General features: G+C 43.5%; 12 protein-coding genes. 10 read left to right on the forward strand and 2 right to left on the reverse strand.

Going from position 1 to position 12,722, the window contains the following annotated elements; translation table 11 throughout:
• Positions 1–151, reverse strand: a 151-nt coding sequence (locus tag QVO88_RS12270; protein ID WP_369678558.1) for a putative RNA methyltransferase, incomplete at its 3' end; no start/stop codon positions are given.
• 26 nt (positions 152–177) lie between these two features.
• On the opposite strand from QVO88_RS12270, the gene QVO88_RS01540 reads away from it, so the two are divergent.
• The 10 genes from QVO88_RS01540 (at position 178) to QVO88_RS01585 (ending at position 12,198) form a co-directional block, all read left to right on the forward strand.
• Positions 178–450 carry a hypothetical protein gene (locus tag QVO88_RS01540; RefSeq protein WP_147338633.1) on the forward strand — a complete coding sequence of 91 codons (273 nt, stop codon included), beginning with the start codon at positions 178–180 and terminating at the stop codon, positions 448–450.
• A 53-nt stretch (positions 451–503) separates the two neighbouring features.
• Entirely contained in the window at positions 504–3,161 is a 2,658-nt protein-coding gene (gene alaS, locus QVO88_RS01545; RefSeq protein WP_022286775.1) for an alanine--tRNA ligase, read from the forward strand.
• Between the two features lie 62 nt (positions 3,162–3,223).
• Positions 3,224–3,565: a histidine triad nucleotide-binding protein gene (locus QVO88_RS01550; RefSeq protein ID WP_022286776.1), complete on the forward strand. Its 342-nt coding sequence runs from the start codon at positions 3,224–3,226 to the stop codon at positions 3,563–3,565.
• A gap of 60 nt (positions 3,566–3,625) precedes the next feature.
• On the forward strand, positions 3,626–5,626 hold the full coding sequence (locus QVO88_RS01555; protein ID WP_022286777.1) for a ComEC/Rec2 family competence protein: 2,001 nt from the start codon (positions 3,626–3,628) through the stop codon (positions 5,624–5,626).
• Positions 5,595–6,653 carry a DNA polymerase III subunit delta gene (holA, locus tag QVO88_RS01560; protein ID WP_022286778.1) on the forward strand — a complete coding sequence of 353 codons (1,059 nt, stop codon included), beginning with the start codon at positions 5,595–5,597 and terminating at the stop codon, positions 6,651–6,653. The genes QVO88_RS01555 and holA overlap by 32 nt, the downstream gene beginning before the upstream one ends.
• Positions 6,654–6,656: 3 nt before the next feature.
• Positions 6,657–7,280 carry a toprim domain-containing protein gene (locus tag QVO88_RS01565; RefSeq protein WP_022286779.1) on the forward strand — a complete coding sequence of 208 codons (624 nt, stop codon included), beginning with the start codon at positions 6,657–6,659 and terminating at the stop codon, positions 7,278–7,280.
• Positions 7,273–8,661 carry an MBOAT family O-acyltransferase gene (locus QVO88_RS01570; protein ID WP_022286780.1) on the forward strand — a complete coding sequence of 463 codons (1,389 nt, stop codon included), beginning with the start codon at positions 7,273–7,275 and terminating at the stop codon, positions 8,659–8,661. Before QVO88_RS01565 ends, QVO88_RS01570 begins: the two co-directional genes overlap by 8 nt.
• Before the next feature lie 20 nt (positions 8,662–8,681).
• Positions 8,682–9,779 (forward strand): DHHW family protein, encoded by a 1,098-nt coding sequence (locus QVO88_RS01575; protein WP_022286781.1) that lies wholly within the window; start codon positions 8,682–8,684, stop codon positions 9,777–9,779.
• 109 nt (positions 9,780–9,888) lie between these two features.
• Complete coding sequence (pyrB, locus tag QVO88_RS01580; RefSeq protein WP_022286782.1) at positions 9,889–10,977, forward strand: aspartate carbamoyltransferase; 1,089 nt, start codon at positions 9,889–9,891, stop codon at positions 10,975–10,977.
• A gap of 210 nt (positions 10,978–11,187) precedes the next feature.
• Positions 11,188–12,198 (forward strand): N-acetylmuramoyl-L-alanine amidase, encoded by a 1,011-nt coding sequence (locus tag QVO88_RS01585; protein ID WP_022286783.1) that lies wholly within the window; start codon positions 11,188–11,190, stop codon positions 12,196–12,198.
• Positions 12,199–12,268: 70 nt separating this feature from the next.
• Here QVO88_RS01585 and QVO88_RS01590 read toward each other — a convergent pair whose 3' ends face one another.
• Positions 12,269–12,568 carry a hypothetical protein gene (locus tag QVO88_RS01590; protein WP_242988917.1) on the reverse strand — a complete coding sequence of 100 codons (300 nt, stop codon included), beginning with the start codon at positions 12,566–12,568 and terminating at the stop codon, positions 12,269–12,271.
• Positions 12,569–12,722 lie beyond the last annotated feature (154 nt).

Here is a 12,722-nt window from a genome sequence, read left to right on the forward strand (position 1 = left end):
TAGGATTTCTGCCCTTTGTGGTAAGCAGATTTACATATCCTTTTCTCGCAATATCAAAGCTGTGACCGTTCTGACAGTGCCATACGTTGTCAAGCTTTCTGAGCCGTTTTTTGCATATCGGACAAACATACATATAAATCACCCTGAACATTATAGCATTTCCCTCTGCTTTTAGCAATGGATATTTTATTAATAAAAAAGTGCTTGACAATCGTCGGGTTATGCTTTATAATATCAATATATGCAAAATGCGGTGACGGAATTATCCGAAACAGTGTCGGTAAAGAGAAAAGGCGGTGGGTGAAAGCCTTTGCGGCAAGTTCGGTGGCTAACCTGAGCGGTGCTGAAAACAGCAACGTATGCTCTGCGTTAAAGGGCTTCGAGTGGTCGGGCGATGAGTTCGGCAATTTGGGTGGTAACACGGAACTGTCGGTTTCGTCCCATGTTTAGGGACGAGCCGTTTTTTATTTTGCGAATAATTTCATTTGGAAGGATCTGAATTTATGGAATGGACAGGACTTAACGAACTGCGTGAATCTTATCTGAAATTTTTTGAGAGCAAGGGTTGCTTAAGACACAAGAGCTACCCTCTCGTACCTCAGAACGATAACAGCCTGCTGCTTATCGTTGCAGGTATGGCACCTCTGAAGCCTTACTTCACAGGTCAGGAAACACCTCCGAGAACAAGAATGACAACTTGTCAGAAGTGTATCAGAACCGGCGATATCGAAAACGTTGGTAAGACGGCAAGACATGGCACATATTTTGAAATGCTTGGTAACTTCTCATTCGGCGATTACTTCAAGAAGGAAGCCATTGCATGGGCTTGGGAGTATGTTACACAGGTACTCAAACTGCCAAAGGATAGACTTTATATCTCTGTTTACGAGGATGATGACGAGGCTGAGAAGATATGGCATGAGGACGCTGGCGTTCCAATGGATCATATCGTAAGAATGGGCAAGGAAGACAACTTCTGGGAGGCTGGAACAGACGGCCCTTGCGGTCCATGCTCTGAGATATATTTCGACAGAGGCGAAAAATATGGCTGTGGCAAGCCTGATTGTAAGGTCGGCTGCGACTGCGACAGATATATGGAGTTCTGGAACCTTGTGTTCACACAGTTTGAAAGACATGAGGACGGCACTTATACTCCACTTAAGCAGAAAAATATCGACACAGGTATGGGTCTTGAAAGGCTTGCTTCTATCATGCAGGACGTTGACTCTATCTTTGACGTTGATACAGTAAAGGCTATCAGAGATCATGTTTGTAAGATAGCAGGCTGTGAGTACGGCAAGGAGTACAAAAAGGACGTTTCTATCAGAGTTATCACAGACCATATCCGTTCTGTAACATTCATGGCGTCTGACGGAATCCTGCCGTCAAATGAGGGCAGAGGATACGTTATGAGACGTTTGCTCAGAAGAGCCGTTCGTCACGGAAAGCTTCTCGGCGTAAACGGACTTTTCCTCAAAGACCTTGTAAAAACTGTTGTTGACTGCAACAAGTGTGAGTATAACGAGCTTGAAGAAAAGTATGACTATATTGTAAAGGTGCTCACAACTGAGGAGCAGAACTTTAATGCCACTATCGACAGAGGTATGAAGATACTTGACGATCTTATCGCACAGATGCAGAAAGACGGCAAGACGGAGCTTGACGGCGAGAGCTGCTTTAAGCTTTCCGACACATACGGTTTCCCTATCGACCTTACAAGAGAGATCCTTGAAGAAAAGGGCATGACCTGTGACGAAGAGGGCTTTGCTGAGTGCTATGCAAAGCAGAGAGAAACAGCCAAGAACGCTCATGCTGCAACAAAGTATATGGGTGCAGACGAAACTGTTTTCCATAAGATAGATAAGAATTTCCATACTGAGTTTATCGGCTACGACAAGCTCGAGGGCGACAGCGAGATATCATTCATCACAACTGATGATGAGCTTATCGAAAACGCAAAGGCTGGCGATGAAGTATATATCGTATCTTCACAGACGCCATTCTATGCAGAGAGCGGCGGACAGGTGGGCGATATCGGTACTATCGTTACAGAAAGCGGTAAGTGCAGAGTCGTTGACACACAGAAGGTCGTTGCAGGCAAGTTCGCTCATAAGGCAGTTGTTGAAGAGGGCGAGATAGCTGTAGGTCAGAAGGCTCACTTCACTGTTGACAGAAAGACACGTTATGCTGTTATGAGAAACCATAGCTGCGCACATCTGCTTCAGGCTGCACTGAGAAAAGTTCTCGGTGAACACGTTCATCAGGCAGGTCAGCTCGTTGACGCTCACAGACTTAGATTTGACTTCTCACACTTCAATGCAATGACAGCAGAGGAGAAGCTCAAGGTCGAAGCACTTGTAAACAAGTATATCCTTGAAGCTCTTGATATAAAAATGGAAGAAATGCCTATCGCAGAAGCTCAGAAGCTTGGCGCTATGGCTCTGTTCGGTGAGAAATACGGCGAAACTGTAAGGGTTGTAACAATGGGTGACGGTGACGAAACAGCTTCTATCGAGTTCTGTGGCGGTACACATCTTGACAATACTTCAAGAATAGGTCTGTTCAAGATAATCTCCGAAAGCTCTGTAGCTTCAGGCGTAAGACGTATCGAAGCCGTAACAGGCAGAGGCGTTCTGGAGCTTGTTGAGGAAAGAGCCGCAACTATCCAGCAGGCGGCTGAAAGCCTTAAGCTTGCAAATCCACTGGACATCGTAAAGAGATGCCACACTATCATGCAGGAAGTCAAGGATCTTGAAAAGGAAAGAGACGCTTTGCAGGCTGAGATAACAAATCTCAAAACAAAGTCACTGTTCGATAATCCGTATGAGGTCAACGGCGTTAAGGTAGTTACTGCAATGCTCACAAATACAAGACCTGATATGCTCAGAAAAATGGGCGACGAGCTTAAAGCAAGAGAAGCTGACGCAGTTGCAGTTGTTGCAGGCGTTGACGGTGAAAAGGCAAACCTTGTTGTAGTTTGCGGTAAGAATGCTGTTGCAAAGGGTGCACACGCAGGCAAGATAGCCGGCAAGGTAGCAGCACTCACAGGCGGCAAGGGCGGCGGACGTCCTGACTCTGCTATGGCTGGTATCGGCGATAGATTTAAGATCGACGAGGCACTTGACAAGGTAAACGAAATAGTTGGCGAATTTGTAAAATAATATGGGCAAAGGCTGTGCAAAATGCTGTGCAGCCTACCCCTTTTTGAAAGGCGGAGAGATAAATGGAAGATTGTCTTTTTTGTAAAATTATTTCCGGGGAAATACCTTCAAAGAAAATATACGAGGACGAGCTGACATACGTTTTTGAGGACATTGCTCCTACAGCTCCGATTCATTATCTTGTTATCCCTAAGCAGCATATTTCAAAGCTTGACGAGATAACCCCTGAGAACAGTGCAGTTATTGCACATATCTATGAAGTTATCGCAAAGCTTGCCAAAGACCTCGACCTTAAGGACGGTTTCAGAGTTGTTTCCAACTGCGGCGAGCAGGCAGGACAGAGTGTTTTCCACATTCATTTTCATCTTCTTGCAGGCAGACCACTTGCTTGGCCAGCCGGTTAAAGAAATCAAACGGGCGGGTAAATTTCTTATCCGCCCTTAGTTTTAAGGGGGACGGCGGCAGTGGTGAGAAAAAGCTGTTATATCGGCTTTTCATATTTTGCAGGACTTTTTCTCTGTACCATTGGCTGGGGCAGGAACAACGCAGTTTTCGCACTTGCGTCAGCGTGTGTAGCTATTACAGCCTTTGCGCTTTTTAAGAGATACCGAAAGCATATAGCACTCTGCTTTGTTTCGTTCCTGATAGCGGTGGGAGTCAATACCGCTTATACTCACATTTTCTATGATAAACTGACAGCTTTAGACGGAAAGACCGTCACAGTTAGAGGCGAGATAACCGACATAAGCTATATAGGCTCTGACACTTGTCGACTAAGTGTCAATGGTACCGTTGGGGGAGTAAAAGGCAGGCTGACCTTTCATGCAGATGACATTGAATATGATTACTACGACAATATCGTGGCGACAGTAAAGGTCAGCAGGATAAAAGACAGCATCAATTTCAAATCAGAACAGTATGACCGGCCTAAAGGCGTTTTTCTCCAAGGCTCGACCGCTGAAAACATAGAAGTCACAGGCGGCGGAAACACCATTTTACGCAGTATAATGCACTATCGTGACAAGATGTTCATGTTGATAAACGATATCATAGGCGGAGATGAGGGCGGTTTTGCCGCTGCAATGCTCTGCGGAGATAAAACTGAGCTTTCAAAACAAACGAAGCTCACGGTCTATCGTAGTGGCATAGGTCATATATTTTCCGTGTCGGGAACTCATGTGGTCATTATAAGTGCCATGATAGGCTGGCTCATGCAGAAACTAAGCAAGGATAAGCGTGTGATATTTGCCGTCCAAACTGTGGCAATGTGGGCGTTTGCGGTCTTTGCAGGATTTTCAGTATCCGTTGTGAGGGCGGCTGTTATGCTGACCTTGGTCACTGCCGCACCGCTCCTTTACCGCAGACCAGACCCAGCAAATACTCTCTGCCTTTGCGCTGTTGTAATACTCACTCTTTCACCCTATGCGGCGGCAGACAGTTCGTTTTTGCTGTCATTCACAGCTGCGTTTGTTATAAGCGTTGTATGCCCGAAAGCGGTGACGATGGTAAAGCGCAGGGATATTCTTGGCAACATTGAGCGTGAAATAGTCACAGCGGTGACGATACCTCTTTGCACAATGCCTGTTCAGCTAATGTTTTTCAGCGAAATATCTCTTGTTGCACCACTATCAAATATCCTGCTGGTGCCTGTCTGTACCCTTGCTCTGGGTCTGACGGTAATAACTGCGGTAACAGGCGGTGCGGCAATAATAGCCTATCCTGTGCTGACGGTGGTAAAGTATCTTCTGAAAGTTGTTCTGTTTCTTGCTGAGCTGTTTTCAAAATTCAGCTTTGCCTATCTTCCTCGTGGAGTAAGACCACTTGGTATTGTAATGCTCGTTACCTGCCTTGTACCTGTGGCGGTCATGTTTCTGAGAAAGTCAGTAAAGCTTGGGGCTTTTTGCACTGCTTTAATGCTTGTATGTTGGACAGCGGTGTATAATTTTTCTCTTGCTTTTGGAGGCTCGGTAAAGATAGTTGTAATGCCAAAAGGAAATGCAGTGCAGGCTGTGCTGTATGATAAAACAAAAGGTATGGTTTTCGATATGGGCAGTAAGGGCAAGCTCAACAGCGGTATGGAAAGCTTTTTGGAGCTTTACGGCATAAAAGAGCTAAAAGGCGCATTTATAGAAAGCGAACAGTATTACACTATAACGAAATATAACGAGCAGATGACTATACAACCTGACAGATTTTATATAAATGGCGAGCCTGATAATGACAGCGAACTGCCGTTCATGACAGGCGCACAGCTTGATTGGAACGGTGTTAAGATAGAAGCACTGGAGGACGGCTATAAAATTACCACCGAGGGCTGTGTGGTCACTATAGAAAAAGGTTCTGTCACCATAAACGGCAGAAACCTTGACACAACAGATGAAGAATACCCATTGATGATAAATATGAAAAATTCGCAGATAAGGAGGACGGACTATGGCTTTGCTTACGGCTTCGGCTCTTGGTAAAACGATAAGAGAGAATGATATCGACAGCCTTTATTATTTTTACGGACATGATACAGCGGCACTTGAAAGCTTTACAAAAAGGCTTGTGAACAAGCTTTGCCCTGCTGACGCTCAGGTCATGAACTTTCATAAGCTTGACGGCAAAAATCTTGATTTTCCAATGCTTACAGACGCTTGCGAAGCTCTGCCTTTTATGGCTGAACGTGTGGTGGTGACTATAAACGACCTTAATATAGACGCAGTGACTAAGGACGATCTGGACGACCTGAAAAAGATCCTAGGCTCTCTTGGCGAAACCACCACAGTGATAATCTATGCCACAGGAGTTGACCTTTTCAAGAACAAAAAGTATCTTACAGACAAAAACAAGCGCTTTGCAGATTTCTGCGAAAAGCACGGCACTGTCTGCAACTTTGAATACAAAAGGGCTTCCGACCTTGGAAAGTCTATATCCACCTATCTTGCAAAAAGCGGCTGTACCATAACAAAAAGCAACTCAGAGTATCTTGCAAACCTCTGTTTGTGCGACACTGCATTTATCAGCAAGGAGCTTGAAAAGCTTTCGGCTTATGCAGAGGGCAGGGAGGTAACAAGAGAAGATATCGACTTGCTTTGTATCAGGCGTATCGAGTCGGACGGATATTCTCTTGCAATAAATATCCTCAGAGGCAATGCGGCAATGGTCTTCACACGTTTGCGTGAACTCGATGTGCAGAATTATGAACCATATGCTATAATAGGAATAATCGGCTTTTCCCTTGCGGATATCTATAGGGCGAAGCTTGCACGTTCCTCTGGCAGGAGCGTTGCAGACGTGGCTAAAGATTTTTCCTATGCGAAAAACAGAGAGTTTGCAGTAAAAAACGCCTATTCCGAGTGCGGAAATATCTCGGCGGAGCGTATAAGAAAAACGCTTGAGATACTTTCTGAAACCGACCTTATGCTCAAAACAAGGTCACGGGGAAAAGACGGAGATATGCTCACCCTCGAGCAGGGGCTTGCAAGGTCAATGGCGTTAAGGTGTTAGTAAATGGAAAAACTTAAAATATCAAGGGCAATAATCGTTGAGGGAAAATATGATAAGATAAAGCTTTCGTCCATAGTTGACGGCGTTATAATTGTCACTAACGGCTTTCGTATCTATAAAGACCCTGACAAGGCAGCGCTTATAAGATACTATGCTCAGCATGGCGGAATAGCAATTCTTACTGACTCTGACACAGCAGGCTTTTGCATAAGAGGGCATATAAAGGGTATCGTCCCCAAAGGCGATATCGTGAACGTGTATGTTCCTGAGATATTCGGCAAAGAAAAGCGCAAGACAGAGCCGTCAAAAGAGGGCTTGTTGGGGGTCGAGGGCGTTCCTGCGGATATTATCAGGGAAGCCTTTGAAAAAGCAGGCATTATAGGCGAAAAGGTCGCAGACAGAGAACTCATGACCAAGCTTGACTTTTATGAGCTGGGTCTAAGCGGCAGACCTGACAGCAGCAGGCTCAGACATCTTGTGTGCGAAAAACTGTCGCTGCCCCAAAAGCTCACTGCAAACGCACTGCTTGAAGTGTTGAACACAATGCTCGATAAAGACAGCTTGCAAGCACTCATAGAGGAATTGACCTCAGAAAACAATAAAGACAAGGAGAATAGCATTGGTTAGTCTTGAATTTTTATATTTCTTTCTTCCTGTTTTTATGGGAGTATACGCTTTGTCAGGGGTGCGTTTCAGAAAAGCCGTGTTCCTGCTTGGAACAGTTGTGCTGTGTCTGTGGGTGTCCACATGGGGGATAATACCAATGGCGGTGTGTGCTGTTGTATCATACTTTTGCGGCAGGCTTATCCACCGCTTTGCAGACAAAAAAGGACTTAAAAGGCTATGGCTCATATTATCGGTGGTAGCAAATATGGCAGTGCTTCTTGTATTCATAAGAAGCGGTCACAGCAGCTATGACGTGACGTCTATATTCACAGGCAAAGGCGCAATGCTAAAGCTTTTCCCAGTGTGGGGAGCGGGCGTTTTCACTCTCCATGGCATTTCCTACTGCATGGATATCTATAGGAAAGAAATAGAGCCTGAGAAGAATTTTCTTTTGGTATCTCAATATATATGCTTTTTCCCATGCTTTAGCTGTGGACCGATACTTAGATTTTCGGATATGAGCGAACAGCTTAGAAAACCTGTCATAACCTCTGGAAAGCTTGCAGAGGGCATAAAGCTTATGCTTATAGGCTTTGCGGAGAAGCTTTTTCTGTCGGATCCTATGTACGAGATGTGGCAGCACATAAGGGGAGTAAGTACAGATTCGCTCTCCGCCGCTTGTGCATGGCTTGGGATAATAGCTTTCTCCTTTGCGTTCTACTATGAGCTTAGAGCTTATTCGCATATTGCACAGGGTATTGGTTCAATGCTCGGCTTTGAACTTCCTGATAACTTTGATCTGCCGTTTATGTCAGCAGGCTTCAATGAGCTTATAAAACGATTTGCCTGCACCTTTTATAGTTGGGTGAGAGATTATTTCTACAGACCTATATGTAGAAATAAAGACAGCGTTTGCCTTTGGGCATTGATACTGTCTGTGCTTGCAGGCTCGGTTTGGTATGGCTACGGCAGACACATAATGCTGTGGGCAGCGTTTATTTGTGTTATGCTTGGCATAGAATATCTCTTGAAAAATATTCTTGCGGCTGTGCCGACAGGGGTAAGATGTGCGGTGATGAATGTTCTGTTTCTTATGGGTCTGCCGTTTCTTGCGATAGACAGCCTGCCTTCAGCCTGCGGATATGTTGCCGCAATGCTCGGCGGCGGAAGCTTTGCAGGAGATGTTCTAGCATCGTATGTGATAAAAACAGGAGTTGTGATGTATCTTATCTGCGGCTTTTTTGCAACAGGTATCGGCAGATATCTCAAACGCAGGATAATGCAGCTCAATACTAATATAGTTTACATAATCGAGCCAATGCTCACTATAGGATTTCTGCTTATCAGTACAGCGTTTCTTGTGGGCGGAGGTAATTCGTCTATGAATTTGTTTGTGAGATAAAATGGGAGGAGTGAACATTAATGAAAAAAGCTGCTGATTATATCGCAGTAAGCGCATTTTTTGTAATAGTCATAATGTTTGCGGCATATACTCTCGTGATGGGCAGACATGGATCTGAAAGTGATAAGGCAGACAGTTCAGATATAAGACATAACGTTCAGACCTATGTTAGCAGTAATTTTCCTCTAAGCTCAAATTGGAAGTCGCTCAGAACGACCATGTTTGTGATGACTGGTAAGAAAAATTTTGATAATATCTATATCCTTAAAAATCGTCTTGTAGAGATCACAGATTTTGATAAGGACAGGCTTGATAAAAATATCTCGCAGATAAATGATTTTTCAGAAAACACAGATACACCTGTATATGTTATGTTAGCTCCGACTGCCGCAGGTATCTATTCTGCTAAGCTGCCTGCTTATACTTCAAACACAGACCAGCGTGAAATGATAGATAATATCTATTATGACCTGGACAGCAGGATAGACACCATAGATACGTTTTTTCCTATGTATTCTGCAAGAAATAATTACGTTTACTATCGTACAGATAGAAAGTGGACTTCCTTCGGGGCATATTTTGCCTATGCGGACGGCATAAAAGAGCTGGGTTTTGAGCCGGTCGTTCTGTCCAATTACGATCAAGAATATACCTCAAATTCTTATTATGGGGGACTTTACAGTGAACTTTGCTATAACAGCATAGGCGCAGACAGAGTGAACATCTTCCGTTCAAAGTATAAGACTACTGTGGATTCTGTGGAGCTTTACAGAGAAGATCAGGTGCTTACCTCAAAATCTGTTTATTTTAGATCTGCACTGAAAACAGCAGATAAAACGGCTATCTTCCTGCAAGGTGACAACTTTACTAAGGCAACGGTCAAGACAACTGCAGAGGACGCACCAAAGCTTCTTATCATCAAAGGAAGCTATGCCAATACCCTTGTGCCGTTTCTTACCCCACACTACAGCGAGATAACCTTGGTAGACCCTGACAAACTCAAAGAGGAGGGCAAGACCCTTTCTGACGTGGCAGATACGAGTGCATATGACCAGATATTATTTATGTATGACTGCGACCAGTTTGCAGATGAAACAAATTTTGACCTGCTCAAATAATATGGGCTATGTACTTGAAAAAATGGAACAGATGTGATATAATAAAGAAAATGCCGTACAAGGAATGTGCGGCATAATGTATGTCTGAATATTTGAGAGGGTGTTTGATGTGAGTGAGCAAAAAAACAGACTTGATCTTATTGATCTTAATGACTATCCAGTATCTTGGTGGCTGAAACTTCTTGACCTCGGTCATAAGATAGTTCAAAATCCTGCCGCCTACAGCGAGGCTTGCAAGGGCAAGATAATGGGTACTCTTTTCTATGAGCCGTCAACAAGAACGCAGATGTCTTTCCAGACCGCTATGCTACGTCTTGGTGGAACGATAATAGGCTTTGACAATCCTGCCACTTCTTCCGTTGCAAAGGGAGAGAATATCAAGGATACCACAAAGATAGTTTCCGGCTATGCCGATATCATGGTAATGCGTCACCCTACCGCTGGCTCGGTAAAGGCTGCGGCACTCACTGCTGATTGCCCTGTTATCAACGCAGGCGACGGTGGACACCTCCACCCAACACAGACACTTACAGACCTGCTTACACTTAGAGAAGAAAAGGGCAGACTTGATAACCTGACCATAGGCTTTTGCGGTGACCTTAAAAACGGCAGAACAGTCCATTCCCTTATTAAAGCAATGGTATGTTTTCCAAACAATAAGTTCATATTAGTTTCAACTTCTGAGCTTGCTTTGCCTGTGTATGTAAAAGATATCCTTGAAGCGGCAGGCATGGAGTACAAAGAAGTTACCGACCTTGAAGAGGTTATCGGTGAGCTTGACGTGCTGTATATGACAAGAATACAAAAAGAGCGTTTTGCTTCTGAGGAGGAGTATCAGACTCAGAGCGGAAATTACATACTCGATACAAGAAAGCTTTCAATGGGAAAGCCTGACCTTATAGTGCTTCACCCTCTGCCAAGAGTCAATGAGATAGCTATCGAGGTGGACGACGACCCGAGAGCAATGTATTTCAAGCAGGCAAAATACGGTATGTATATCAGAATGGCACTTATACTTACAGTTATAAACGGCGATGGTGCTTCGCAGCCGCTTATGAAGGGCAGAGTGCATAAGCACATTGATTGTTCAAATCCTAACTGTATCACTCACCACGAAAAGTATCTGCCACATTGGTTCAAAGGCGACGGCACAACGCTTGTTTGCGAATATTGTGACGAGAGAACATTGGTGGAATAAAATAAGAGCTTAATGGGGTAAACAAAGGCTGTGTGTCAGTCTTTGTTTACCCTTTTTTATTGTGCAGATAGCGTATATTAATAGCCTTGTGATATGCAAAATCGTTAAAAGTAACGAAATTCTTACAACATGGTAACAAATAATCTTGAAATAACGTTGAGCGTGTGGTATAATTAAAATGGATAAATTTTTTACAGGAGCTTTGATCTAATGAATACACTTTCAGATGAGGAGTTTGAACAGATCTACGGACGAAAGCCTGTCAGAAGGGTGAAAAAGAAAAAAATATACTGGAACAGAATTATTATTGCATTGATAATACTTATCGGCATTGTGACTGGTCTGGTAAAGCTGACAGCCTTGGTAGTATCAAAGATCAAAGGAGACGATACGCAAAAAACAAACAAGGTATTGAATAATACATCTTCTGTCGCTGTGAAGGAGGACGCTTCTTCTGCTGAGGATAAAAAAGACGAGCCTGCGAAGTATTCTAATATGGACTTTACAGTGTGTGTTGACGCAGGCCACGGTGATTATGACGGCGGCACAACTGATGCCTCAGGAAAAAGATATGAAAAAGACGATAACTTAAAGGTCGCACTTGAGGTGCAGAAATATCTTGAAAAATACGGCGTCAATGTGGTGATGATAAGAGATGATGACTCTTTCCTTGAGCTTGACGAAAGATGTGCAAAGGCAAATAACGCCAAGGCTGATATGTATGTTTCACTTCACCGAAACAGCTATGACGGTGATATTTCGGGCGTTGAGGTTTGGGTGAACAATTCTGAGCCTGAATATGACACAAAGCTTGCACAGAATATACTTGATGGTCTTGAAAAGGTAGGTATATCTGAAAATAGAGGAGTACAGTATGGCTACGTTGGCAATTCCGGTGTAAACTACTACATAAATGCTGACACTGTTATGCCAAGCTGTCTTGTGGAGCTTGGATTTATAACCGAGGATATCGACAATAAGCTTTTTGACGAACACCTTACAGAGTATGGACAAGCTATTGCTGATGGTATAGTTCAGACAGCTGTTGATGTTGGTCTTGTTGATGAAAGTGGCAAAAGACTTATGTCTGAGCAGCTTATCTCACCTGAGAAGCCTGTGAACAATAAGGATTCTTCATCTGCGGCTGACGCTATGACAACGCCGATGGAGACGGATTCTTCTGCTGACGTTTATAATACTCAGGAAAACGAGTGGTATTGATAACAAAAAAATAAAAGCGAACACAGTTCGTTTCTGCTAATGCAGAGAAACCGTGTTCGCCTTTTTGTTGCTAAAGCTCTTTTCTGATGAGTTTGAATTTCTCAAATTCTTTCGTCAGGTCTGCCAGAACGTTTTCAAGACCCTTTTCAGAGTATTCTTCGTGATATTCTGCCACAAAGTCTGTTACCTCCGTGACGCACTTTGTGCCGTACCATACTCTGACATAAAGCTCTTTTTCATCGCCGAGAATAGGGTCTATGCGGTAGCTGAAATTGGTGTAATTGCTGCCGGACCAGGTGTTTTTTTCTTCAAAATAGTGAAATGTGGGTATATCAAAATAACCATGGAGCATTGCGTATTTTCCTTTCAAAAATCATTCGTTTATGATATTATAGCATATCACTGTTCCTTTTTCAAGCATTTAGTCTGCTTCTTAATTAAATTAGCCTAAAAAACGTTTACAATTTTGTTAGGAATGTATATTGGAGAATTGTTCAAAATATGTTATAATTGATGATGGTATG

Source organism: Ruminococcus sp. CAG:57 (genome assembly GCF_000435935.1).
GTDB lineage: Bacteria > Bacillota > Clostridia > Oscillospirales > Ruminococcaceae > Hominimerdicola > Hominimerdicola aceti.

Bases quoted from the DNA above. Each gene is read 5' to 3' on its own strand.
- QVO88_RS01540 (WP_147338633.1), top strand. From the start codon at position 178: ATGGATATTTTATTAATAAAAAAGTGCTTGACAATCGTCGGGTTATGC.
- alaS (WP_022286775.1), top strand. From the start codon at position 504: ATGGAATGGACAGGACTTAACGAACTGCGTGAATCTTATCTGAAATTT.
- QVO88_RS01550 (WP_022286776.1), top strand. From the start codon at position 3,224: ATGGAAGATTGTCTTTTTTGTAAAATTATTTCCGGGGAAATACCTTCA.
- holA (WP_022286778.1), top strand. From the start codon at position 5,595: ATGGCTTTGCTTACGGCTTCGGCTCTTGGTAAAACGATAAGAGAGAAT.
- QVO88_RS01565 (WP_022286779.1), top strand. From the start codon at position 6,657: ATGGAAAAACTTAAAATATCAAGGGCAATAATCGTTGAGGGAAAATAT.
- QVO88_RS01575 (WP_022286781.1), top strand. From the start codon at position 8,682: ATGAAAAAAGCTGCTGATTATATCGCAGTAAGCGCATTTTTTGTAATA.
- QVO88_RS01585 (WP_022286783.1), top strand. From the start codon at position 11,188: ATGAATACACTTTCAGATGAGGAGTTTGAACAGATCTACGGACGAAAG.